Source organism: Streptomyces sp. NPDC048191, from assembly GCF_040652655.1.
GTDB lineage: Bacteria > Actinomycetota > Actinomycetes > Streptomycetales > Streptomycetaceae > Streptomyces.
The window spans coordinates 160,216-184,721 of sequence record NZ_JBEZMO010000006.1 but is presented as its reverse complement, the minus strand read 5'-3'; the positions used below and the strand labels follow the sequence as shown (position 1 = coordinate 184,721).

General features: G+C 70.9%; 21 protein-coding genes. 15 read left to right on the top strand and 6 right to left on the bottom strand.

The genetic code is table 11. The features are described 5' to 3' along the window. Positions 1-346: 346 nt before the first annotated feature. From AB0D93_RS12990 to AB0D93_RS12970, 5 genes are all read left to right on the top strand, one after another. Positions 347-823 carry a single-stranded DNA-binding protein gene (locus AB0D93_RS12990; protein ID WP_362117710.1) on the top strand — a complete coding sequence of 159 codons (477 nt, stop codon included), beginning with the start codon at positions 347-349 and terminating at the stop codon, positions 821-823. A 280-nt stretch (positions 824-1,103) separates the two neighbouring features. Continuing rightward, entirely contained in the window at positions 1,104-2,516 is a 1,413-nt protein-coding gene (locus tag AB0D93_RS12985) for a Cys-Gln thioester bond-forming surface protein (RefSeq protein WP_362117707.1), read from the top strand. 262 nt (positions 2,517-2,778) lie between these two features. Then, positions 2,779-3,393, top strand: a complete 615-nt coding sequence (locus tag AB0D93_RS12980) for a DUF1326 domain-containing protein (RefSeq protein WP_362117704.1) — start codon at positions 2,779-2,781, stop codon at positions 3,391-3,393. Further along, positions 3,339-4,157 (top strand): DUF2182 domain-containing protein, encoded by an 819-nt coding sequence (locus AB0D93_RS12975; RefSeq protein WP_362117701.1) that lies wholly within the window; start codon positions 3,339-3,341, stop codon positions 4,155-4,157. The genes AB0D93_RS12980 and AB0D93_RS12975 overlap by 55 nt, the downstream gene beginning before the upstream one ends. A 693-nt stretch (positions 4,158-4,850) precedes the next feature. Further along, positions 4,851-6,203: a hydrolase gene (locus tag AB0D93_RS12970; RefSeq protein WP_362117698.1), complete on the top strand. Its 1,353-nt coding sequence runs from the start codon at positions 4,851-4,853 to the stop codon at positions 6,201-6,203. Between the two features lie 231 nt (positions 6,204-6,434). Here AB0D93_RS12970 and AB0D93_RS12965 read toward each other — a convergent pair whose 3' ends face one another. Then, positions 6,435-6,833 (bottom strand): VOC family protein, encoded by a 399-nt coding sequence (locus AB0D93_RS12965; protein ID WP_362117695.1) that lies wholly within the window; start codon positions 6,831-6,833, stop codon positions 6,435-6,437. Between the two features lie 93 nt (positions 6,834-6,926). Here AB0D93_RS12965 and AB0D93_RS12960 point away from each other — a divergent pair, with 93 nt between their 5' ends. Further along, complete coding sequence (locus tag AB0D93_RS12960; RefSeq protein WP_362117692.1) at positions 6,927-7,937, top strand: YafY family protein; 1,011 nt, start codon at positions 6,927-6,929, stop codon at positions 7,935-7,937. A gap of 242 nt (positions 7,938-8,179) precedes the next feature. Here the strand turns inward: AB0D93_RS12960 and AB0D93_RS12955 are convergent, their stop codons facing one another. Together AB0D93_RS12955 and AB0D93_RS12950 are read right to left on the bottom strand one after the other, a co-directional pair. Then, entirely contained in the window at positions 8,180-8,755 is a 576-nt protein-coding gene (locus AB0D93_RS12955) for a hypothetical protein (protein WP_362117688.1), read from the bottom strand. Positions 8,756-8,878: 123 nt separating this feature from the next. Beyond that, on the bottom strand, positions 8,879-9,391 hold the full coding sequence (locus AB0D93_RS12950) for a hypothetical protein (RefSeq protein ID WP_362117685.1): 513 nt from the start codon (positions 9,389-9,391) through the stop codon (positions 8,879-8,881). Between AB0D93_RS12950 and AB0D93_RS12945 the strand changes: the two genes are divergently transcribed. The 9 genes from AB0D93_RS12945 to AB0D93_RS12905 all read left to right on the top strand — a co-directional run bounded on the left by AB0D93_RS12945 (position 9,390) and on the right by AB0D93_RS12905 (position 17,281). After that, positions 9,390-9,560 carry a hypothetical protein gene (locus tag AB0D93_RS12945; protein ID WP_362117682.1) on the top strand — a complete coding sequence of 57 codons (171 nt, stop codon included), beginning with the start codon at positions 9,390-9,392 and terminating at the stop codon, positions 9,558-9,560. The genes AB0D93_RS12950 and AB0D93_RS12945 overlap by 2 nt on opposite strands. Before the next feature lie 12 nt (positions 9,561-9,572). Further along, the gene (locus AB0D93_RS12940; RefSeq protein ID WP_362117679.1) at positions 9,573-9,818 is read left to right on the top strand and encodes a hypothetical protein; all 246 of its coding nucleotides are present in this window, start codon (positions 9,573-9,575) and stop codon (positions 9,816-9,818) included. 399 nt (positions 9,819-10,217) lie between these two features. Then, a complete protein-coding gene (locus AB0D93_RS12935) occupies positions 10,218-10,418 on the top strand; it encodes a dehydrogenase (RefSeq protein WP_362117676.1) in 201 nt (66 codons plus the stop codon). A gap of 771 nt (positions 10,419-11,189) precedes the next feature. Beyond that, positions 11,190-12,449, top strand: a complete 1,260-nt coding sequence (locus tag AB0D93_RS12930; protein WP_362117673.1) for a DUF4041 domain-containing protein — start codon at positions 11,190-11,192, stop codon at positions 12,447-12,449. Positions 12,450-12,560: 111 nt separating this feature from the next. Beyond that, positions 12,561-13,142 carry a UTRA domain-containing protein gene (locus tag AB0D93_RS12925; protein WP_362118207.1) on the top strand — a complete coding sequence of 194 codons (582 nt, stop codon included), beginning with the start codon at positions 12,561-12,563 and terminating at the stop codon, positions 13,140-13,142. A 672-nt stretch (positions 13,143-13,814) separates the two neighbouring features. Further along, positions 13,815-14,312 carry a hypothetical protein gene (locus AB0D93_RS12920; protein ID WP_362117670.1) on the top strand — a complete coding sequence of 166 codons (498 nt, stop codon included), beginning with the start codon at positions 13,815-13,817 and terminating at the stop codon, positions 14,310-14,312. Between the two features lie 210 nt (positions 14,313-14,522). Continuing rightward, positions 14,523-16,187: an energy-dependent translational throttle protein EttA gene (gene ettA, locus AB0D93_RS12915; protein WP_362117667.1), complete on the top strand. Its 1,665-nt coding sequence runs from the start codon at positions 14,523-14,525 to the stop codon at positions 16,185-16,187. Between the two features lie 6 nt (positions 16,188-16,193). Next, entirely contained in the window at positions 16,194-16,607 is a 414-nt protein-coding gene (locus tag AB0D93_RS12910; RefSeq protein WP_362117664.1) for a thioesterase family protein, read from the top strand. Beyond that, complete coding sequence (locus AB0D93_RS12905; protein WP_362117661.1) at positions 16,604-17,281, top strand: hypothetical protein; 678 nt, start codon at positions 16,604-16,606, stop codon at positions 17,279-17,281. The genes AB0D93_RS12910 and AB0D93_RS12905 overlap by 4 nt, the downstream gene beginning before the upstream one ends. Before the next feature lie 10 nt (positions 17,282-17,291). On the opposite strand, the gene AB0D93_RS12900 is transcribed toward AB0D93_RS12905, so the two are convergent. The 3 genes from AB0D93_RS12900 to AB0D93_RS12890 all read right to left on the bottom strand — a co-directional run bounded on the left by AB0D93_RS12900 (position 17,292) and on the right by AB0D93_RS12890 (position 24,456). After that, on the bottom strand, positions 17,292-18,254 hold the full coding sequence (locus AB0D93_RS12900) for an ABC transporter ATP-binding protein (RefSeq protein WP_362117658.1): 963 nt from the start codon (positions 18,252-18,254) through the stop codon (positions 17,292-17,294). An 89-nt stretch (positions 18,255-18,343) separates the two neighbouring features. Continuing rightward, complete coding sequence (locus tag AB0D93_RS12895) at positions 18,344-21,067, bottom strand: FtsX-like permease family protein (protein WP_362117655.1); 2,724 nt, start codon at positions 21,065-21,067, stop codon at positions 18,344-18,346. Positions 21,068-21,153: 86 nt separating this feature from the next. After that, positions 21,154-24,456 (bottom strand): FtsX-like permease family protein, encoded by a 3,303-nt coding sequence (locus AB0D93_RS12890; RefSeq protein ID WP_362117652.1) that lies wholly within the window; start codon positions 24,454-24,456, stop codon positions 21,154-21,156. Positions 24,457-24,506 lie beyond the last annotated feature (50 nt).

Here is a 24,506-nt window from a genome sequence, read left to right as displayed (position 1 = left end):
TGGCCGTCCACAGCGCTCAGCGAGTCCGGCCGAGGGGAGGCAGTCTGGGGGCACGGCGGTCGCACGGCGGGTCCGGCCGGAAGGACGGCGGACGGTGCGCGCGGTCGGCGGGACGTGCGGGCACGTACGGCGGGACGTACGCGCCCGCACGACAGAGACGCACGACCACACGAATACACGACAGAGACACACGACCACACGACAGAGACACACGCGTCAGACACACGTGTCAGCACATGCGTCAGCAACGCACGACAGACGCGCACGACAGACACAGCCGTACGGGACGCGCCCGTACGCGTGGCCGTCCGGTCGGAGGGGCCGGGCGGGGGAGGGGAGCGAGGACATGAACGAGACAATCGTCTGCGTGGTGGGCAACGTGGCGACCCAGCCGGTGTACCGGGAACTGGCGGCCGGTCCGTCGGCCCGGTTCCGGCTGGCGGTGACCGCCCGCTACTGGGACCGGGAGAAGAGCGCCTGGACGGACGGGCACACCAACTTCTTCACGGTGTGGGCGAACCGCCAGCTCGCGGTCAACGTGGCCGCCTGCGTGGAGGTGGGCCAACCGGTCGTCGTACAGGGCCGGCTGAAGGTGCGCACCGAGGTGCGCGACGGACAGCAGCAGTGGGCCTCCGCCGATATCGACGCCGTGGCGATCGGCCACGACCTCGCACGCGGTACGGCCGCCTTCCAGCGACCTGCCAAACCGGAGGCTCCCCCGACGGCGGCCCGGCCGGAGCCGAACTGGGAGACACCGCGTCCCGCCGACGTCCCGGACGAGGACGCGCCCCAACAGGGCCCGGTGCCAGCAGTGGTGAGGTGACATCAGCAACCGGTCGACGGCACGGCCGGCCGGTGCCATCCGGTCGCCGAACACCCGGTCGTCCCGAACGGCCCGTACGAGCCAGTCGATTTATCGATATGCCCAGCTCATGGACGGTCCCGGCGATAACGATTACGGATCGGATCGCCCATCGGATCATCCGACCGGCGGGAGAGGCTCCACGTGATCCATAGGATGCCGGGCGTGCCCCTAGGGGCTGCCGATTCTGCTGGTGGGACCGTCCCCCACGTCCAACGGGTCCTGCTCGAAGGGGAATTCTGTGCTTGCTGCGTTCTCTGGGTTCCGCCGTTCCGCCGGAGCGGCCCGCCTGGCCGCCGCCACGACGGTGTCCGGTCTCGTGGCAGCCGGCGTGCTGTCCGGCGCCGGTAAGGCCATGGCCGACGGGGCCGACGGCATACCGCAGAACCAGGGCGGCGCGACGGCCACGATCAACGGCCTGAAGACCTACGGCGAGGCCGTGATCCACGGGGACGGCGGCGACCAGCGGGTGGAGGCGGGCCTGTTCGAGATGTCCGTCGACGGTGGCGGCACCCTGCAGACGTACTGCGTCGACCTGCACAACCCCACCCAGCGCGACGCCCACTACCAGGAGACGTCCTGGAGTGGCACCTCACTGGGCGCCAACAAGGACGCCGGCAGGATCGGCTGGATCCTGCACAACTCCTACCCCCAGGTGAACGACCTCACGGCGCTCGCCCGCCGGGCCGGTGCCGGTGCGCTGACCGAGCAGGACGCGGCGGCCGGCACCCAGGTGGCGATCTGGCGCTACTCCGACCACGCGAAGGTCGACGCCGTCGACCCGCAGGCCGAGAGGCTCGCCGACTACCTCGACAAGAGCGCCCGGAACATCGCCGAGCCGCAGGCCTCGCTGACCCTGGACCCGCCTGCGGTCTCCGGTCATCCGGGAGACCTGCTCGGCCCGGTGACCGTGCACACCAACGCGTCCGCCGTCACGGTGAGCCCGCCGCCGGACGCGGCCACCAGCGGGGTACGGATCATCGACAAGACCGGCAAGGTGATGACGTCCGCCCAGGACGGCAGCCAGTTGTACTTCGACATTCCCGAGGACGCCTCGGACAGCGCGGCCGAGCTGACCGTGCAGGCGTCGACCACGGTGCCGGTGGGCCGGGCCTTCGCCTCCGACAGCCGTAGCCAGACCCAGATACTGGCCGGGTCCAGCGAGTCCACGGTCTCCGCGACCGCGACCGCCACCTGGGCGTCCGGGGGCGCCATACCGGCGGTGTCGGCGCGGAAGAACTGCGCCAAGAGCGGCGTGGACATCATCGCGGCCAACAAGGGTGACGAGCCGTTCACCTTCGAGCTGATGGGCGCCGAGCACACCATCCCCGCCGGCGCCTCCCGCACGGTGACGGTGCCGCTCCAGGAGGACCAGGCCTACGACTTCACGATCACCGGGCCACACGGCTTCAGCCACCGCTTCACCGGCGTCCTCGACTGCAAGACGCAGGGCACGATCACGACCCGGGCTGCCCAGGTCCACAACGAGCCCAGCCCCGCCTCGGTCGGCGGCAGCACGGCCCCCGACACCAACCTCGCCTCGACCGGCGGATCCGCGATCACCCCGCTGATCGCCGGGGTGGCCATCGGCTTGGTGGTGATCGGCGGCGCGGTCCTGGTGGTGCTGCGCAAGCGCGAGCAGACCGGCGCCTGACGACCCTGGCGCCACCGCCACCGCCACCGCCACCGTCACGCCACCGCCGCCACCGCCATGCCCTGTGTCGGCGAGAGCTGACGGGCGTGGTGTGCGGGCGCGGGACTAGCCTGGGAAGTACTCGGGCGGCCGTGCGGGCCAGGGAGTTTCCCCGATATCGATCTTGTGGTCGGTGGACGCGTGGCAGACGTCCACGGGCCCGGCTTTCCTCCTGAGGCCGAGGCGCCCGAACCGGGCCGGCGCAGGCAAGGAGAGTGCGGAGATGGCGTGGAATGTGAACGGTACCTATCTCGAAAGCTGCAACTGCGACACCGTGTGCCCGTGCACCACCTCGGGCATGACCGCACCCGCCGACAACGAGCGCTGCCAGGTGACTCTCGCCTTCCACGTCGCCCAGGGTGAGGTCGACGGCGTGGACGTGTCGGACCACAGTGTCGTCGTCTTCGCCGACACGCCCCGCTCGATGGCCGACGGCGGCTGGCAGGTGGCGCTGTACGTGGACGCTTCGGCCGACGACACCCAGGCGGACGCGCTGGGCAAGGTCTTCTCCGGGCAGGCGGGCGGACCGATGGCGGCGCTGGCTCCCCTCATCGGCGAGGTCCTCGGCGTCGAGCGCGTACCCATCGACTTCCACGACGACGGTCGCCGTCACGCCGTGCGGGTGGCGAACGCCATCGACATAGAGATCGAGGACCAGGTGGCCCCGCAGCTGGGCGAGAGCGGTCCCGTGATGAGACTGACCGGCATGTTCCACCCGGCGAACAGCACGCTGACGATCGCCCGGTCGACGCGGGCCACCGGCCATGGCGTACACGGCCGCTCATGGGACTTCACCGGCCGCAACGCGCACTCGGCACCGTTCTCATGGTCGGCCTGACCCGCACGACGATCGCGGACCGCCCCACCGCGGCCTACACCGGGCTGGTGCTGCTCACGGCGGCCGCAGCCTGGGCATGGACGGCACTGCGCTGGGGCGCCATGGGGTCCGGGACCATGGCCGGGGACCTGCCCGCCTTCCTGGGCACGTGGACGATCATGATGGTCGCGATGATGCTGCCGGCCACGGCACCGGTCGCCTCGCTGTACGCACGGACGGCACTCGTGCACCGGACGCCACGCGTGATCGCCTTCACGGCCGGCTATGTCCTGGTCTGGGCGGCGGCCGGGCTGCCGGCCTACGCCCTGGCGATCGGTGCACGGCACGTCGCCACCATGCACCCCACCGCGGGGACGGCGGTGGCCGCCGCGATCTTCGCCGTCGCCGGTGTCTACCAGCTCACCGCCCTCAAGGATCTGTGCCTCACCAAGTGCCGCTCACCGATAGCTCTGCTGCTGCACCAGGCGTCGTACCGCGGTCCCGCGCGCCACGTGCGGGTCGGGCTGCACCACGGGGCGTTCTGCCTGGGGTGCTGCTGGTCCTTGATGCTGCTGCTCACTGCGTTCGGCGTGATGAACCTGTGGGCCATGATGGGCCTGGCCGTCATCGTCACGGCCGAGAAACGCCTGCCCCGGGGCCGCCTCCTCGCCCGCGCCGTAGGGCTCACCTCGCTCGCGCTCGCGATCGCCGTCTTCTGGATGCCTCTGCTGGCTCCGAACCTCACCGGCGGCGTCATGACCGAGATGGGCCTGCGTCACCTGTGACCGGCGCACGGCCTTCCAGGCCCGCGCCTCGCCGGACGGCACCGGAAAACTACGCTGGCACCCCTTCCGATCGTTCAAGGACCATCGTTCAAGGACCAGCGTGCCGCCGTCCTTCGTCCACCGGATCACGAGTTCGTCTGGGAGGCGGAGGACGGGACGATCAGCCACGCGATCGTCGACGACACCGAGTACCGGGAGCTCGCCGCCGTGGTGGCCGGTGCGCGGGCGGTCTGCGCCCTACCCACCTGCGCCGACGAGCGCCATCCGTTGCTCTGCGCCGTCCTGCCCGACGGCGACGGCGTTCTGCGCGCGCGGTGGTGACCGGGTCATCAGGGCCGGGCTCGGCCGGCCGGAATTCCTCGATCAGCGCCCGGAACGCGCCCTCGTCCATGCCGGCCACCCCGGCATCCGGATCCGACAACCGGAGGCTGTCGGCTTTCGCGAACGGCGCACCACAACCAGTCCCGTCCCGGACGGCATGAGACCGCGTCCTCGCTGAGCAGAGACTCGACGGGACGCGTATGTGTCAGTGCACCACTGTCCGCTGGGCGCTTGGGAAGTCGCATTCGCAAAACGGCTGGGAGGCGCTGCCGGCGGCACGGGTCCCCGCGCAGACCATCGGCCGCCGCAGCGGTACGGTGTGCGGCATTTCGATCGCGCGTTCTGCGATCGCTGAACCAACAAGGGGGTTCCATGAAACACCGCCGCCCGCGACACCGTCGCAGAGTCCTCGCCAGAGCGGTCGGTACGGCGGGTGCGCTGGCCGTCGCGCTGGGCGCGGGGATGACGCCGGCGATGGCCGCCGGGAAGTCGTCCGACACGCCTGCGGCCACCGGGTTCTCGCCCGACCAGCCCGACCCGAAGACGCCCTGGGCGCCCGAGAACGACGAGGCGTCGCTGCGCCACAAGCCCGTACAACACCCTGAGGCGCTCACGGGCGGCCGCACGGGCACGGCCGGTCTGCAGCTCAACATGCCCGCGCCGACAGGGCCGTACAGCGTGGGCATGGTCGGCCTGCACCTCGTCGACAAGTCCCGTACGGATCCGTACGTTCCCGGCAGCAAGCCTCGCGAGGTGATGGTGTCGCTCTGGTATCCGGCCACCGCCACGTCCGGCCACTACCAGGCGCCGTGGATGCCGTCGATCTCCGGCGCCCACTTCCTCGCCACGCGAGGACTGTCGCCGCAGCAGGTGACCCTGCCGAGGACCGCGGGCCATGTCCTCGCCCCGGTGAACACCAAGCTCGGCAAGCTGCCCGTCCTGCTGTACTCGACCGGGCTGCACTCGGACCGCGCGATGGGTACCGCGCTCGCCCAGGACCTCGCCAGCCGCGGCTACCTCGTCGTCACCGTCGACCACACCCACGACGCCAACGAGGTGCAGTTCCCCGGGAACCGGCTCGAGGTCAACACGATGCCGGCGGGCGCCCACTCCTCCGACACGCTCAAGGTGCGCGCGGCCGACATCCGGTTCGTCATCAACCAGCTCGGCACGATCAGCAAGGGCGGCAACCCGGACCCCGGCCACCCCACGCTCCCCACCGGGCTGTCGAAGGCCGTGGGCATGTCCCGCATCGGAATGTTCGGCTGGTCGCTGGGCGGCGCCGCGGTCGACACCTCCATGCAGCTCGACCACCGGATCGCAGCCGGCGCCAACCTGGACGGCCAGTTCTTCGGGACGGCACCGAGCAAGGACCTGGACCGCCCCTTCATGCTCTTCAGCTCCGGCACCCACAACCGCAACAACGACGGGTCGTGGCGCACGCTGTGGTCGCATCTGAAGGGTTACCGGGTCGACATCCAGCTCCACGGGGCGGCGCACCTGTCGTTCAGCGACAACGAGTGGATGGTGCCGCAGGAGGCGGGACTGCTCTGGCTCTCCCAGGCCCAGCTGGAGCAGCAGTTCGGCACGATCGATCCCGACCGGGCGGTCAAGGTCCAGACCGACTACCTCGCCGCCTTCTTCGACCAGGAGCTGCGCGGCAAGCACAGCACCCTGCTGGACGGACCGTCCAAGAGCTATCCGGAGATCTCCTTCGTCCGCTGACCGGACAGCGACCGTACGGCCGGCCGGTCATCCGAAGGGCGGGTCCTCTTCGCGGGCCCGCCCTTCGGCGCGCCGGGAGGGGGAGGTCGGCCGTCGAACGCAGGTATGTGTGTCCGGCCTTGGCGGTGCCGGGACCGGTGCGTTCGGAGCGCGCGCGGACCCGGTGCCGACGCCGTGCATCCGCCGGCCGCCGCCGGTCGGGACGCGTCCGAGCGTGCCCCGCTGGTGGCGTCAGCGTGCGAACTTTGCGATGGCTGCGGGGGTGACCGGGGTGAAGAAGTTGACGAGGTTGCCGTCCGGGTCGCGGAACAGCAGCGACCGGTTGCCCCAGGGCATCGTGGTGGGCTCGTTGACGAAGTCGCCGACGAAGCTGGTCAGGTTCTGGTGAACGCGGTCCACGTCGTCGACGAGGAACTCGATGATCACGCTGTGGTTGTCCGCCGGGCGGGCAGAGCCCGGGGCGAACAGCGGGACGGTGCGGGTGCCGGCGATCGCGAGGGTGGCGACCGCGGTCCTGAGTTCGGCGAAGTCCTCGGTGGCCCGTATCGCCTGCAGACCTGTGGCTCGCTCGTAGAACTCGACGAGGCGTGCCACGTCGCCGGTGATGATGCGGATCGAGACGAAGTCCATGGGAATCTCCTTGGCTGGGCTGGAGGCGTACGCGTCGCAGGCTAGGAGAAATAGGGGACAGAACCGGTCCTGTATTCGGGTTAGGGTGCGAACATGCCTCGACCCACCGGCCGCGTGCTGACACTCCTGGAGCTGCTGCAGTCGGGCGGTACCCGGACTGTGGCCGAGCTCGCCGACCGTCTCGGCGTCGAAGGGCGCACTGTGCGGCGGTATGTGGAGCAGCTGATCGACCTGGACGTGCCCGTGGAGTCGGTGCGCGGCCGTTACGGCGGGTACCGGCTGGCTCCCGGGTACCGCTTGCCTCCGCTCATGCTCAGCGACGACGAGGCGCTGGCCGTGGTGCTCGGCCTGGTCGCCGGCCGCCGGGCAGGGCTGACGATGACGGACCGCACGGCGAACGAGACGGCGTCAGCGAAGATCCGGCGGGTGCTGCCCAAGCACATCGCCCGTCGGCTCGACACACTCCTGGAAGCTCTCGCCTTCACGGATCAGCCCGGCGGGTCGGACCACCCGGACGCTGTGGTCCTGCTCGCGGTCGCCGACGCGGTGCGCCACCGCCGGCCGGTCTCGATCCGCTACACCGACCGTGACGGACGGCGCAGCGAACGCACGCTGCACGCGTACGGGATCGTCGCCCACGCGGGCCGGTGGTACGTCACGGGCAAGGACGCCGGGGTCGGCGAGGACCGAACCTTCCGGCTCGACCGCATCGCAGACGCGCGGACCCTGCCCGGCTCGTTCGAGGCGCCCGTGGGTCCCGGTCCGGCGGAGCGCCTGTTGTCAGGGTTCGCCACGGCCGAGTACCGGCACGAGGTGACCTTGCGGATCCACGGGACGGCTGAGCAGATCCGCGCCCACTTTCCGGCCGGCGTCGCGAGCCTGGGGGAGTACGAGTCGGCGGCTGGCGAGGACCGGGCGACCGAGCGCTGGCTGCGCGTCGAGCTGCGGGCGGAGCGGCTCGACTGGTTGCCTCCGGTACTCGCCTCCCTCGACCGGCCGTTCGTCATCGAGCGCCCCGACGAACTCCGCGACCTTGTCGTCGCGCTCGCTGACCGCCTCACGTCCTCCGCCCGCCGATCCCGACCACGAGGAACCAACTCATGAGACGGCACAGCCGTCCGACACCCGACGGCAAGCCCGCCGTCCGACATCCGGCGGGCAAGAAACCCCAGGTCAGAGCCACCACCCCTAACGCGTTTCCGCCCAGGGGTGGCCGTACGGCAAGATGGGGTGTTACTTGCCAGGGGAGGGCACGAAAAGGCCCCTCACCAGCGGTTTCCTTGCCGATGAGGGGCCGTGTCAGGCGGCTTGGGCCGTCTCTGGGCCGTCGACGGGGGAGGGGCGCTTCAGGAACTGATCGCGGGTGGCTCGCCCGCAGCACTTCCGAGGCCCAGGTCGGCGCGCATCACGGCGCGCATCCCCTCCCAGAGCTCCCAAAGTCGAACGAAGTCTGTTCTTATTTCATTGAATGATCCATCCGGATCCGGATTCCCTTCCTCCAGGCACATGGTCCGCCGGTAGACCTCAGACAGCGCGGTTGTCATTGCATCCAGCTCGACCAATACCGCTGCGGACGCGACCAGCTGGGCCTCAGCGAGGACGGAGTGATGGTCGCGTCGGGCCTCCTCGACCAACTCGCGTTCATCCGGCGTGACAGCTCCCTTGTGCACGTTCCACAGGAAGTTCGTCAGCTGGGTTCGGTAACGCCGGAACGATGCATTGACTTGTATGTAGCCTTCGCGACGGCGGTTCAGCTCAGCTACTTGCTGCTCACGGTGCCACTGAGCTTCAGCCGCCTGCTGCTGACGCTCAAACTGTTCCGATTGAACGCGTGCCAGGTGACGTTGCGACAGGACGGACGCAACAAGCGTGCCTGTGACACCGACCACCGCAGCGGCTAGGCCGATGAGTGCGCTTCCCATTTGAGCCCCTGACTGGTTGACAGAGCTACGTCAGCGGCATCGTGCCCGCATCGCGGCGGCCGCGGATGTCCTTTTGCGTCCTAAGCCCCTTGGGGGCATGTCCGCCGTGGGTGCTGATTGCGGTCAGCCTCGAAGTTGGTCCTCGATGGCCTGCTTGAGGGACCGGTTGTGCACAGAGCCCGCCCACGAGGCGAATGTGAAGTTCTTGCCAGCCTGGACGGCACGTTCGCGCGCCTCACCGAGGAAGTACAGGCCAGGTTCGCTGGCACTGACGATGACGATCGCGTGCACGTCGTCATCGTTAAGGTAGTCCGACCGTACGAGCCGGCGCAGTACCTCGGGCGGCATGGCCTTTGAGGGGTTGCCGAGCCGGGTTTCGACCACTGCCCGCTTCCCACCGAGGGTCACGACGATCTCGGCGCGGGTGGACCCGATCGGAACGTCGCGCTGGACTGCGTCGCCGAAGTACTCAGCCAGGACGCCCGCAACCGATTTCTCGTAGGCGGCTTCGCTCATCATGGTGATGTCTTCGTCGCGTTGAAGCTGGCTCTGCACGGGGCCCGGGGCGTTGACGATGGCGTCTACGACCTGTTCAGGACTATCGGCCTGGTTTACCTCATCCTTGACATCCTGCATGGTCCGTAGGGCGGCGAAGGAGCAGGGGCTGCTGCCCACCCTCAGGGAACTTGGCGAGATCATCCAGGCGTCGCACGGCATCTCACTGAGCGACAGCACGCTGAGCAGGTACGCGAACAAGTTCCACAACCGGCTGGGCATGGAGCTGATGGAAGAGCACATCGCGTAAGGGCCCACCTGTGTGAGCAGCCCCGGTACCGACGACGAGACCTACGGGGGCTGGACGGCCGCCGCGCCTCAGCAGCTCTTCGATCGGCTGACTTACGAGCGCTGGTGGGACCTGACCGACGACATCATGAGCCGCCCGCACCACAACCGCACCAGATCGAACGGGGAACCGCAGGGAACCACAGTGAAAGCACCTGCGCCCCAAAAGGCCGCAAGCCTGCCGTTCGCCCAGGTCGGCACCCGAACCGGTCGCAAATAACCGCAGCTTCCCAAGCTGATGACTCGTTGCCAGCCTTGACTCGATCGGTGGGCGCTGATCGGCTTGGCCCATGGCCGTGGACCCCAGCGAGTACGACAAGGCAATGCCGATCATGGCAGCCCACCTCGCGAAGATCGAGCGGGCGGTTAGCCGGACCCGCACCTCACATGCGGGGCAGCCGTTCTCAGCGGTCCATCAGGCATTGGCCGAAGCACTGCAAGACGAGGGTGCCCAACGCGTCGTGCCTCAGGTCGTTGAGGAGTTGGCGCGCCAGATCTCTGGGGCAGTTACCGGACCCTCAGGGGCTGTGGGGTGAGTGTCTAACTGCGTGACAACGCCCCCGCACAGCGGTGGACAGTTGTTTCGGGACGAATCGGTCGCTCCGTTAGGGTGCGCTTCGTGACCGACGACGCCCCGGCCTGCCCCGAGTGCGGCCAGACTATGAAGTTCGGCGGCTACCTCCTGGCCGAGCGCGAGGACGATGGCCGGCGGACCTGTCGGAAGCTATGGAGGTGTACCGGTGGGCATGTCTGGTGGCGCTGGGCCGACCGGTCGGAGGAGCAGTTGGAGGCCTGCCCCATGCCGGAGCTCTTCCGCTGACATCAACGCCTCCGGACGGCGCTGGCACACAACAGCCACCTATGGCACCGGTTCACGAGGCGAGCCCCGACCAGGCGAAAGAAGATCGAACTCCTAAAGCATCGCCGACAGGCTGGTGCGTACGCCGGACTGCTGCGATCGTGTCAGATGGTGCGAGGACCATGGGAAACATCAGCCGCAGACTCGGCAAGAAGCAGATGTTGCGTCGCTCTCCTGTGGGTCATCCCGGCTGCTGCTCCCAGTTCGCCCAAGTCCCCAAGCTCACGGGGTGGATCTAGGACCGGGGAGAGATAGTAACCTCGGTCCACTAACTCTCCGCACTCTGAAGGGCGCGGGCTGTGAAGTCAGTATCGGTCTGTGGGGACAGGCCGGGTTGGGGGGGGCACGATGATGACGTATCGGTTCAATCCGCCGCCAGGCTGGCCGACGCCGCCTCCTGGGTGGATGCCGCCTCCCGGCTGGCATCCCGACTCCTCGTGGCCACCGCCGCCGCCAGGTTGGCAGCTTTGGGTACTTGACACCCCAAGTAGCGTCAGTGCTGTGGACGTCGGCGCTGGCACCACGGAGTTGCCGGGCCGAGCCCCGAGTGCCCTCGCGGCGCCAACCGCACCACCAGGCCCTACACACGACAACCCGGTAGTCGTCGAGGCCGCCACACCCTCGCAGTCTCCCATCCCCCCGGCTCGCCGCACTGGTTTGTTCGGCAGGCGGCGTCGCGACGAAAGTCAAGAGATCGAACAGTTGCGCGCGTGGATAGCCGACACGCACGGCATGGACGCTGTCCGAGCCCTCGATGCTCTGCGTTCGGCGCGTGAAGAAGCCGTATCTGTGCGCGAAGCTGCAGAAGCTGAAGCGGAGCAGATCCGCCAAAGGGCCCGGGTCGAGGTAAAGACGGAGAAGGCAGAGGCGAAGAAGGCCGCCAAGGAAGCTGACCGCGCCCGGAAAGAGGCGGAGAGGGTCAGGCAGGAAACCTACAAGGCCAGCAGCCGGCTTGCCGAACTTCAAGCCCAAGTCGTGACAACCGACGAAATGGCGATGCTCCAGCAGGTCGGAATCTACGCCTACCGGCACCAGTTGCAGGATGCCATTGCCTACCGCACTCGCTTGGATTCGCTAAAGACCGAGATCAAGAACCTTGCGCGTACCGACCAGGCGGTCCTCGCAGTCCAGCATTGGACGGTCAACGGGTCGGCCAGCGCCGGGCGGAAGATGGTCCGCGATTTCTCAAAGCTCATGCTCAGAGCGTACAACGCCGAGGCAGATTACGCAGTGCGCTCCATGCGGCCCCACCGTTTGAACTCGCTCATCGACCGCCTCTACAAGAGCCGGGAGACCATCGCGAAGCTCGGTGCGACGATGAACATCCGCATCTCGGATGCCTACCACGATGCCCGTGTGCGTGAACTGGAGCTGACTGCCGACTTCCTGCAGAAGAAGGAAGAGGAGAAAGAGGCTCAGCGAGAGATCCGAACGCGAGAGAAGGAAGAGGCCGCTGCTCAAAGGGAGTTGGAGCGCGAGCGAGAAAAGCTTCAGAAGGAGTTGGGCCACTACCAGGTAGCTTTGGAGCGACTCCGAGATCGTGGCGACGCCGAGGCCGTAGCGGAGATGGAAGCCAAACTCGCAGAGATCGAAGAGGCCCTCAGCTCCGTCGAGGCACGTGCCGCCAATGTTCGCGCCGGCTACGTCTACGTGATCTCCAACATCGGCGCTTTCGGTGAGCGGATGGTCAAGATCGGAATGACGCGGCGTCTGGAGCCCCTGGAGCGTGTTTACGAGCTGAGTGGTGCATCAGTACCGTTCCGATTCGACGTCCACGCACTGATCTTCAGCAAGGATGCGGTGGGTCTGGAGTCACAGTTGCACCAAGAGTTCGCAGACCATCGAGTCAACCGCGTTAACGCCCGAAAGGAGTTCTTCCGTGTCACCCCCGCCCAGGTGCGCGATGCCCTCCAGCGGTACGCTGACCAGCACCTAGTCGAGTTCACGGAAGAGCCTCAGGCGCTGGAATGGCGCGCCAGCCAAGCGAGCTGACCCGCAATGTCACGCACGCAGTGACGCGGCCGGAGCAGCATAGAGAACGGGGAGAGGAACCGGGGCTCGTATCCGGGTTCCTCTCCCCATTGGGATGGAACGGAAGGTCGGATCGGCAGGCGCTCCGGATCGGGCACGTACGTCGCCGAGCCCCGGCAGCGCGTCCGGGTCGTCCGGTCATCGGCCCGGGAACAGCCCAGTGGATCGCCGTTCCGTGCGGACATGAAGGCCGTGGGCAAGCAAGGTGATTGGGAGAGCCGGACCGATGCCAAGGTCCCGGCGCCGGCGGACGTCGCGGCGCGGCTCGGCATCGCCGAGGGTGACTTGTGCGTCCGGACGACGTACGAGTTCCTCGCCGACGGCAGGCCGGTGCAGTTGTCCACAAGCTGGGAGCCGTACGACCTCACCGCCGGCACTCTCATCGTTCCCCCCGAGGGAGGACCGCACGCCGGGGCGGGGGTCGTGAACCGCATGGCCGCGATCGGGGTCACCGTCAGCCACGCCGTGGAGCAGCCCGAGCCGAGGCAGGCGACCGCCGAGGAGGCGTCGATACTCGGCATCCAGAAGGCCGCGCTCGTCACGCACATCCGGCGGACGTACTACAGCGACCAGGGGCGGCCCGTGGAGACGGCGGACATCATCGTGCCCGCCGCTCACTGCGAGATCGTCTATGAGATCCCGATCAACCCCTAGTTGAGACAGGCGAGATCTCGGGCATTGCGTCCGATGCTAGGTAGCGTGGCGAACATGACCGATGCCGCCCGTCATGCGAACACCTGTGGCCTATGCGGCCGACCACTCGACTGGGATCACTCCCACCAGAAGGCGACTCTCGGAACCCGAGTCGAGTACGAGGTAGTCGAAGTTCGCGGCGTGCTGGCTGATTCGGTTGCGGTCCATGACCCGAATGACAAGCACCCACTGCCCACCCGGGTCCTCGCTGCCAACCTGGGTGTTGACGCCGGTTCGCTACTCGGCCTTCATTACACGTGCCTCGTTTCCCGTGATCCGTACGGAACTACTCGATCTGACTACTGCCTGAGGCGTAGTGGCAGCTTGCCGCCGACAGCTCAGCCGGGGGGCCAGCACTGAGCGGTGCGGCGGTCGCCTCCCCAGTACGAGTCGAATGCGTGTCGAAGCTCGCCCCACACCACCTGGCCGGATCGTCCTCTTGCTAGCGCTTTGTGTATGTGTCACACAGTTGATAGGCGGGGTGACAGGGGGAGGGGGCTCTGCATGTCTGTGCTGGGTGGCAACCGCGGGGAGCCGTCGGACTGGGCCGTGAGGCGGTTCGGGCGGCAAGCCGGCAGGCTAGTCGAAGTGATCCCGGAGCAACTGGCGAGGGCCCATGCACGGGCTCACGCAGTGCACCTCACCGCGAGGCTAAAGAAGCGCAGCCCCTACGGCTCGACCTTGGCGGAGGCGGTGCGCGAGAACCTGGCGGACACTGCGCGGGAGCTGGGAGAAGCTGTACGGGACCTACGCGGGTACGAGTACGCCGTCATCAATGACCATGCGCTCTTCCCCTTCAAATACGCCAACCGACTCAAACCTCTTGAACGGGCACGGTTGGCTGCCGACGCGTCCCCTACCCGCCGCCGCATGCTCTTGAGCCACGGGCCAGAGCCGGAGGACGCCCTTTTCCCCTTGGATGACGAGTACACGACCGAGGAGTACGAGAATCTGCACGAGACCTTCGAGGCGCTGGGCGCGTCCACGAAGCTGGTGTGCCTCTTCTTCACGGCCGACCCAGAGGGCGGCATCCACGTGATCCATTGGGGAGACGCGCGCCTGGAGCCCGACCGTACCTTCACCTGGCTCCACAGCGAACAGTTGCGGGTGGCGCCCCAGCCTCTTGAGTGAGCCGGCCTCGCGCCGGGCCGTCTCTGGGCCGTGCGAGGGTGCCCGACGCCGCTCAACAGCGACCGACAGTGACAGACGAGCTACAGTCGTCACCGCAGAAACCCCAGGTCAGAGCCACCGGACCAAACGGGTTAACACCCAGGGCTGGCAGTCAGGCAAGATGGGGTGTATCTGCCCACTGCCAGATTTCAAGCTGCCGGACGGTTTCTCTTGGCTGAGTTCATTTACACCATGCGCAAGACGCGCAAGGCGCACGGCGACAAGGTGATCCTCGATGATGTCACCCTGAACTTCCTGCCGGGAGCGAAGATCGGCGTCGTCGGGCCGAACGGTGCCGGTAAGTCGACCGTGCTGAAGATCATGGCGGGGCTGGAGCAGCCGTCGAACGGCGACGCGTTCCTGTCCCCGGGTTACAGCGTCGGCATCCTGCTGCAGGAGCCCCCGCTGAACGAGGAGAAGACCGTCCTGGAGAACGTCCAGGAGGGTGTCGCCGAGATCAAGGGCAAGCTCGACCGGTTCAACGAGATCGCCGAGCTCATGGCGACCGACTACTCCGACGCGCTGCTCGACGAGATGGGCAAGCTGCAGGAGGAGCTCGACCACGCCAACGCCTGGGACCTCGACGCCCAGCTGGAGCAGGCCATGGACGCCCTGGGCTGCCCGCCCGGCGACTGGCCGGTCACCAACCTCTCCGGTGGTGAGAAGCGCCGCGTCGCGCTCTGCAAGCTGCTGCTGGAAGCCCCCGACCTGCTGCTCCTCGACGAGCCCACCAACCACCTCGACGCCGAGTCCGTGAACTGGCTGGAGCAGCACCTGGCCAAGTACGCGGGGACCGTCGTGGCCATCACCCACGACCGGTACTTCCTCGACAACGTCGCCGAGTGGATCCTCGAGCTCGACCGCGGCCGCGCCTACCCGTACGAGGGCAACTACTCCACGTACCTGGAGACCAAGGCCACCCGTCTCAAGGTCGAGGGTCAGAAGGACGCCAAGCGGCAGAAGCGCCTCAAGGAAGAGCTGGAGTGGGTGCGCTCCAACGCCAAGGGGCGCCAGGCCAAGTCCAAGGCCCGTCTCGCGCGGTACGAGGAGATGGCCGCCGAGGCCGACAAGATGCGGAAGCTGGACTTCGAGGAGATCCAGATCCCGCCGGGCCCGCGGCTGGGCAACATCGTCGTCGAGGTCGACAAGCTGGGCAAGGCCTTCGGGGAGAAGGTCCTCGTCGACGGCCTGTCGTTCACGCTGCCGCGCAACGGCATCGTCGGTGTCATCGGCCCGAACGGCGCCGGCAAGACGACGCTCTTCAAGATGATCCAGGGCCTGGAGACGCCGGACTCCGGCGACATCAAGGTCGGCGAGACCGTCAAGATCTCCTACGTCGACCAGGGCCGCGCCAACCTCGACCCGAAGAAGACGCTGTGGGAGGTCGTGTCCGACGGGCTCGACTACATCAACGTCGGCCAGGTCGAGATGCCGAGCCGGGCGTACGTGTCCGCGTTCGGCTTCAAGGGCCCGGACCAGCAGAAGCCGACCGGTGTCCTCTCCGGCGGTGAGCGCAACCGCCTCAACCTGGCGCTCACCCTCAAGCAGGGCGGCAACCTGCTGCTCCTCGACGAGCCCACCAACGACCTCGACGTCGAGACCCTCTCCAGCCTGGAGAACGCGCTGCTGGACTTCCCCGGCTGCGCCGTGGTCGTCTCCCACGACCGGTGGTTCCTCGACCGCGTCGCCACGCACATCCTCGCCTACGAGGGTGAGTCGAAGTGGTTCTGGTTCGAGGGCAACTTCGAGTCGTACGAGAAGAACAAGATCGAGCGGCTCGGCCCGGACGCCGCGCGTCCGCACCGCGCCACCTACAAGAAGCTGACCCGGGGCTGATCGGACTTGCGCCACATCTACCGCTGCCCGCTGCGCTGGTCGGACATGGACGCGTACGGACATGTCAACAACGCGATCTTCCTGCGCTATCTGGAGGAGGCTCGCATCGACTTCCTGTCCCTCAGGGCCAAGGAGTCGAAGCAGGGGTCCGTGGTGGCGCGCCATGAGATCGACTACAAGCGGCAGCTCGTCCACCGGCCCGCGCCGGTGGACGTCGAGCTGTGGGTCACGCAGATCAGGGCCGCGTCCTTCACCGTCTCCTACGAGGTGAAGGACGCGGACGCGATCTACGTCAAGGCCTCCACCGTGGTCGTCCCGTTCGACTTCGAGACCCAGCGGCCGCGCCGGATAACCGACGCGGAGCGGGAGTTCCTCGAGAAGTACCGGGACGACGCCGACGAGGAGGCCGTCGCCGCATGACGGTGCTGCACCTGGCCGACGAGACGGAGGCGGCCGATCTCGCCGCCTTCCTCTCCCGGTTGCTCCACTACGACCGTGGAGCCGCGGTGCGCCTGCAGGCGGCCGGCACGGCGCTCGCCGTCTTCGGCCGCCCGCCGTCCTTCGAGGTGCTCGCCGTACGCGCGGTACGGCTGGCGAAGCCGTACGAGAACGGGCTGGACGTCACCCTCGACGTGACCGTCTCCGCCGGTGAGCTGCTGGAGTCCGTGGACGAACGCGCGGCCACCGCCGCCGTACCCGCCGCGGTCACCGGGCCGCCGTGGGCCGGTGTGCTGCCGCCGCGCGGCGGCTGGCAGGCCGTGCCGGGGCTGCCCGCGCCGGACGCGCTGCGGGCGACCGTCGCCGCGGCGGTCACCGAGTTCCGGTCGCGTACGGAGGAACTGGCGCCCGACGGACGTACCCGCGCGGAGCTGGACCGGATCGGGCGGGACATCTGGTCCCGGGAGATAGGACCGACCGGACTGCCGGTACGGGCCGTGCACGCGGCCCAGTCCCTGGGTTTCCTGCGGCCGGGCGCCGAGCCGGCCGACACCGGGCTGTTCTCCTCGGGGGCGTGGCTGAGGCTGCGCACCCCCTACGGGTCCGTCGCCGTACGGCGGGCCGGGCTCGGCCCGCTCGGCCTCAGCGTGCGCTGAGACACCCCGGTCACGGTCGCGGGGTGTCGTCCGGCCACACACCTATGTGGTCCGGCTCCAGTTCCAGGGCCACGCGGTCGCGCATGTCCAGGGCGCGCAGGTAGTCGGCGGGCAGCTGGAGACGGCCCGCGCGGTCGAGCATCGCGTACTCGCGGGCGACGACCGTCTCATGGCCGGTCGTGGCGTCGATCTCGCTGCGCCGCAGCACCTCGGTGGAGGTGCGCCCGTCGCGGATGGCGACCGTGCGGCGGACCTCGCCCGCCACGGCCTGGTCGTGGGTGACGATGACGATCGTGGTGCCGAGGGTCTCGTTGGCGGTGCGGAACGCGTCGAAGATCTGCGCGGCGGTCCGGGAGTCGAGTTCGCCGGTGGGTTCGTCGGCGAGCAGGACCGCCGGGTCGTTCGCGAGGGCCACGGCGATCGCGACGCGCTGCTGCTGGCCGCCGGACATCTCGTGCGGGTGGTGGTCGCGGCAGTCGGCCACCTGCAGCAACTCCAGGAGTTCCAGGGCGCGTTCGGTGCGGGCGCGGCGACGGGTGCGGTTGCCCGAGAGCTGGAGGGGCAGGGCGGTGTTCTGGGCGGCGGTGAGGTAGGGGAGCAGGTTGCGGGAGGTCTGCTGCCAGACGAAGCCGACGGTTTCGCGGCGGTAGGTCAGGCGGTCCCGCGCGGTCATGGTGAGCAGGTCGTGGCCGGCGACGCGGGCGGCGCCGGCGGTGGGGGTGTCCAGGCCGGCGAGGATGTTCATCAGGGTGGACTTGCCGCTGCCGGAGGCGCCGACCAGCGCCATCAGTTCGCCTTCGCGGACGAGGAGGTCCAGGCCCTGGAGCGCCTGGACCTCGATGCCGGCCGTGGAGAAGATGCGGACCAGGCGGTCGCAGGTGATCAGCGCGTCGTGGCCGTAGGCGGGCCGGTCGCGGGTCTCTCGTACCCGGGTCGCCAGGTCGGACAGGCTCGGGCTCGGGGGTGTTGCCATGAGGTCTCCTGAGTGGGTGTCCTGTGCCGGGGCCGGACGGGGGCCGGCCGCCTGCCGGCGCCGGCTGCCCGGGGGCTGTACGGGCTCCTTCACCGGCCGTCGCCCGCCCTCAGTTCCGTCACCGATCCCCGGCGCCCCGTCCACCACGCCTGAAGTGCCGCCACCCCCACCGTCACCACCACGACCAGGACCGCCGGAACCGTCAGCGACCAGGTGTCGGGACGCAACGAGGCTTCGTCGAGCGGGGACGGGGCCGAGGCCAGGGCGATGGTCGTCAGGTCGATGCCGGGAGACAGCAGCCGGATCGTGGACCAGCCCGTCAGCGCGGAGCCGAGCGCGGCCGGCAGGGCCTGGGGGAGGGACTCCAGGATCAGCAGGCGGCGGCCCTGTGCACGGGTGAGGCCCATCGTGCGCAGGCGGGCCAGGAGCGCGGCGCGTTCCGGGGCCGCGCGGAGCAGGGCCAGCAGCAGGGCGAGCACGGCGAAACCGGCACCCGCGGCCACCGCCGCCGTGTAGACGTGCTCGGCGCCGGACTGGAGCGGTGAGTCGGCGTACCGGTCGCGTTCGACGGCCAGAACGTGGACGTCGGCCGAGTCGTCCGCCGCGTGCCGCAGCGCGCCGGCGTCCAGGTGGCCGCCGGTCAGCAGCAGGGCCGTCGGACGGTCGGCGGGCGGGGCCAGGCCGGCTCGGTCGACGACGAGGAAGTTGCCGCCGGACACCGCGGGGGTGGTGTCGCGGACCAGCATGATGCGTACGGTGACGGTGCTGCCGTCCGAGAGCCGGACCGGGAAGGGGCGCCGGGTGCCGTACTCGGCGGCGACGGACCGGGAGGCGACGGCCGGCAGCGGGCCGTGGCCGGACGTCAACCGGTCCGCGCGGACCGCCCCGAGGCCGGTACGGGAGGTCAGCGCGCCGTAGGACGGCGGGTCCACGCCCACCAGCGGTATCGAGTCCTGGCCGTCGATCGGCTTGGCCTGGTAGTCGATGCTCACCGCCGTCACGTCCCGCACCCCGGGTACGGCGCGCACCCGGGCCGGCAGGGCCGTCGGCAGCGGGACGTCGGAGTCCAGGCGGGCGTCGGCGCCGACGGTCAGCAGCGCGGCCCGCTCCCGGGCGTCGGCCACGCCCGCCAGCACCGAGCCGCCGAACGCCGCCGTGGTCAGCGCGGTCAGCAGGGCCAGCAGGGGCAGCACCGCCGACGTGCTGGTGCGGCCCGCTCGGGCGAGGGAGAGATGCCCGGTGGCGCCGCGCAGGCGTGCCGCGGGAGCGGCCAGGCGGCGCAGCAGCGGAGGAAGGACGCGGAGCAGCAGCAGGGCGGCGATGACACCGACCAGGACCGGGGCGAGCGCCACCAGTTGGTCCCCGGTCGTGCCGCGCCGGCGCAGTGCCGCGACCGCTCCGGCCGCCAGCACCAGCAGGGTCAGCTCGGCGACCGTACGGCGCCGGGAGGGGCGTACGGTCGCCAGGTCGGCGCGATCGGCCGTCGCGCGCACCGCGCGCTGCGCCAGGGCGGCGCGCAGGGGCAGTGCGCAGCAGGCGGTGAGGGTGACGGCGGCCGCCGCGGCGACGGTGTACCCGGTGCGGCCGACGGGGACCGCGAGCAGGGCCGCGGCCAGGCCGAGCGCGCCGGCCGGTACGGCGGCCACGGCGGTCTCGGCCAGCAGCCGGCCGGTGAGCGCGGGCAGGGAGGCACCGCGGGCGCGCAGCAGGGCGAGTTCCGCGCGGCGCCGGTCGGCGGCCAGGCCACCCGCCATGAGCAGGACGACGGCGACGACCGTGCCGGCGCCGGCGGCGGCGACGGACACCAGCGGGGAGATGCCGGAGCGCAGCTTGGCGAAGGACGTGAGGGTGTCGTCCAGCCGGGTGGTGATGCCGACGCCGTCACCGGTGACGGCGCGGGCGCGTTGCAGCCCGGGGCCCGACTCCAGGGCGGCCACGGCCGACTTCAGCCGGTCCACGTCGTGCGCGTGCAGGGTGTGCGGGTCGGGCGCGAGGAACCAGTAGCGGATCGGGTTCACGGTCGTGCCCAGCAGCGCGGGTGCCGCCTCCTGGGGGAGCAGCAGGGAGCCGAGCCAGTACTTCGGCGGGTCCCCGCCGAGGCTGGGCGTGGTCACCAGGACGGGGGTGCGCAGCCGGGGGACGGTCGACCAGTAGGCGCCGCCGGGGTCGTGCGGGACCAGGATGCCGGTGACCCGGACCGCGAGCGGGGGGCGGCCGGGCGCCGGCACGTGGATGACCGAACCGACCCTGATGCGCATCGACTTGGCGGTGGCGGCGGTGACCGCGGCCTCCACGTCGGTGGTGTTCGCGTCCACCGGGCGGCCGGCGTGCGGCATCCGCCCGGCGCTCACGCGGGCGTGGGCGGCCAGGCCGCTCGGGGCGAACAGCGAGACACGGGCGGGCAGTCCGGAGGGCCGGGGCAGGAACGCGTCCGGCACCGCCGGGTTCACGCTGCCGGTGACGCCGTACATCGACTGGGCGCGGTCGACGGTCAGCGGGCTGCCGACGACGGTGAGGACCTTCCGGTACTGCCTCTCCAGCGCGGCCGGGCGCACCGCGGCGGCCTGCTGGCCGGCCGGCAGACCGGTGTCGCCCTGGGGTGCGACCACCTCGACGGTGGTGCGGTCGGGCCGCGCCTGGGCGAACGCGCGCCGCAGGCCGGCGTCCTCGTACCGGTCGACCGCGCGCGGGAAGGCGCCCGCCAGGCACGCGGCGAGCGCGACGAGCAGCGCGAGCGCGCCGGCGGCGCCGGGCGCGGCCCGCAACCGCGTCCGCACCCAGGGCGCGACGACACGCGGCGTACGACGTCCCACCTCACTCACCTCCTTCGCGGGCCGGCGCGAGCGCACGGGCCGTCGGGCGGACGGTTTCGTACGCACTCTTCTCGGCTCGCTCCACCTCACTCACCCCCCTGCTCGCGCAGCGCCCGTGCCGGGTCCGTGCGGCGCAGGGCCGGCAGCGCCGTCACCGTGAGCGGCACCACCGCGACCGCCGCGAGAAGCAACGCGACGCGGAAGGGCGGGAGTTGGACCAGGAGGTCCGGTACCGGGCGGGTGGCCGCGCCGGTCAGGACGATCAGGGGGAGGACGGCGCGGGCCAGGACGGTGCCCAGGCCCAGGCCCACCGCGAGCGCCAGGCCCACCAGGACGGCCTGTTCGGCGGCGGCCGTGCGGGCCAGTTGGCGGCGGGGCACGCCGAGCGCCCGCAGGACGGCGGAATCCGCGGCGCGGGCCCGCTGCGCGGCTGCCGCGCCGACCGCGAAACCGACCGCGGCGAGCGCCGCCGCCACCACGGCCGCAGCGGTGAACGCGGCCTCGGGGCCCGCGCCGAAGGGATCGTCGCGCAGCTCGGCGGCGATCTCGTCGCGCACCACCACCTGCCCCGGGTCCACGTCCGGCAGCGCCCGCACGGCGGCGGCCACCCCCGCCGCGTCGCCGGGCCGGGTGTCCAGCCACCACTCGTCCGGCGTCACGCTGTCGCCGTAGCGCGTCTGCAGCACCTGGTTCACCGCGCGCAGGTCGAGCAGGACGGCGCCGCCGTCGTGGGCGCCGGTCACCGTCGGGTCGGCGGTGGCGGGCAGGCCGTGCACCGAGCCGACGATCCGCACCGGCAGGGAGTGACCGCCGATCGTCAGGTCGACGCGCTGCCCGACGCGGGCGCCGGCCGAGGTCAGATAGCGGTCGGTGACCACGGCCGGGACGGCGGCGGGCGCACGCTGCGGCACGTCCAGCCGGACCGTGAGGGAGGCGACCCGCCAGGCGTCGGCCTCCGGGAGGTAGCCGGTGCCGTAGGTGAAGGTGTGGGCGCCGGTGACCTCGGGGCGGGTGGGGTCGGTGGCCGGGCTCGTGACGGCGTCGCCCGCGGTCTCCACGGCGGTCTTCCAGCGGGTGGGCGCGGCGAGGCGGTGCTCCGTGCCGTCGGTGCCGGTCGCCGTCAACGCGCCGAGGACGAGCCGGTGTTCGGCCCGCTCGGCGGGCTGGTTCAGGTCCAGGCGGAGCCCCGTCAAGGTCAGCGGGCCGGGCGCCGCGCTCACGTCGAGGGCCAGCGGGTGGGGGTGGCCGTCGGCCGGGAGCTGTCCGAACGGCAGCTGGTACGGCACCCCGTACCGGTCCGTCAGCGTCACCGTCACGTCGGTGACCACCCCCGGCCCGGCCGAGCTGCGCAGGGTCGCCGCCAGCCGGAGCCGCGCGGTGCCCGCGGGCACCCGGGTCCCGGCCGGGGAGCCGTGCGCGGCGAGCCCCGCGAGCAACCGCCGTACCGGCACACCCGCCAGGTCCCGGCGCATCAGCAGCGCGTCCGCCGCGTGCCCGGTGTCCAGCGCCAGCGCGGTCGCCGTACGGTCGTCGGACAGCGGCTGGGAGACGCGGACGGCCGGGGCGGCCCCGCGCACGTGCGGCAGCCGCGCGTACAGGTCGGTGCGGCCGAGTCCGCCCTCCCCGGCGGACACCACCCGCACCGGCGCCCCGGCGCGGAAGTCGGCCTGGTCGTCCTGCGAGCGGCCCGAGGACGCGGCCTGCCCGATCGCGAGCATGCCGAGCGCGACGGCCAGCACCAGCAGCAGCACCGGGCCCGCGCCGCGCGCGGTGCGCCGGCTGAACTGCCAGCCGGCCAGCGCCACCGGCAGCCCGCGCCCGCCGGAGGCCCACCGCTCGGCGAACCGCGCCACGGGCGGCAGCAGCCGGAGCGTGAGCACGGTTCCCGCGAGCAGCGCGAGCGCGGGCGCGACCACGAGCAGCGGATCGATGCCGAGCGTGCCGGACCGGTCGGCGGCCACGCCTCCCGAGCCCTGCCGGCCCAACTGCCAGTACGCCACCCCGGCGACCGCGAGCAGCCCGAGGTCGGCGCCGGCGCGCAGCGGAGCGGGGAGGGCGGCGCCACGGCGGCGCGCACGCTTCGGGCTGCGGGGCGCACGGCCCCGCTCCGGGCCACCACGGTCTCCGGTGCCCGCCGCGGCCACCGCCGGTACCGTCACCGCCAGCGCGCAGCCCAGTGCCGCCGCGGCGGCGACCAGCCGGACGAGCGGGCTCCCGGCCGGGGGCAGGTCCAGGTGCAGGCCGAGGCGGGCCAGCGGGCCGTGCGTGGCGAGCACGGTGGTGAGGGGGCCGGCCAGCAGGGGGGCGCACACGGCGGCGGGCAGCGCGAGGAGCAGCGCCTCGGCGGCGGCGAGGGCGGCCAGCCGGGCGCGGGAGGCGCCACGGGCCCGCAACAGCCGTGTCTCCTCGGCCCGTTCACCGCTCAGCAGCCGGGCCACCAGCAGCAGCGCGTACCCGGCGAGCAGTACCAGCTGCAGCGTGACGATCAGCAGCGTGGAGCGGGCGACGAGCAGTGAGCGGTCCACCCGGTCCAGGACGTCCGGCAGCGAGGTCTGCGCCATCGTCGTCCCGTGCAGCGCCGCCCGGTCGCGCAGGCCCGCGCTCCCGGACCGGGCCGCCGTCCGCAGCCGGCCGATCCGCGCGGTCGTCATGCGGGTGAAGTCCGCCGACGCGAGCCACGCCGTGGTTCCGGCGCTGACCCGGCCGCCGGTGAGGACGGAGGAGTCGGCGAGCAGCGGGCCGTACGTCATGAAGCCGGCCTTCTTCTCGCCGCGGCCCGCCAGGTCGTCCAGCTGCCAGTACGGCGCCGTCACCGAGACGGGCCGGTACAGCCCGGTGATCCGCACCCTCACCGGCGGGCCGTCGAGCCGGTCGGCCAGGGTGAGCCGGTCGCCGGGCCCGAGCCGCAGTGCCCGGGCGGCGGTCTGCGGGAGCGCCACCTCGACGGTGCCGCCGGTGCCCCCGCCGTGGTGCGGGAGGCGGCCGGCGGTCAGCCGCAGCTGGGCGGGGTCCAGTGCCGCGAGGTAGGTCAGGTCCGGGTCGCCGGACCGGGCGGCGGGCGGCTGCAGTGAGCGGGGGAGCGCGTACGGGCCCGAGCGGCGCAGGGTCCGTACCGTCACCGGCAGGCCGTCGAAGGTCGTGCGGGCGCCCTCGCGGACGGCGGCGTCGGCGGCGGCCCGGCCGTCCGGCGGCACGTCCGCCTTGACGATCAGCGCGGTGTCGGCGGCGCCCCGCGGATCGGCCAGCACATGGCGCAGCGCGGCGTCGCCGATCGCCGCCGAGTACGCGGTGAGGGTCGCCAGGACCGCGGTGGTGAGCACCACGGTGAGCAACGCTGCACCCAGCAGCAGCCGGTGCGCACGCGCACGTGCGAAGACGAACCCTGCCACTCGGCCCCCGTGTGTCCGGATCTCCAGACCTGCGGGTGATGCTGACAGAG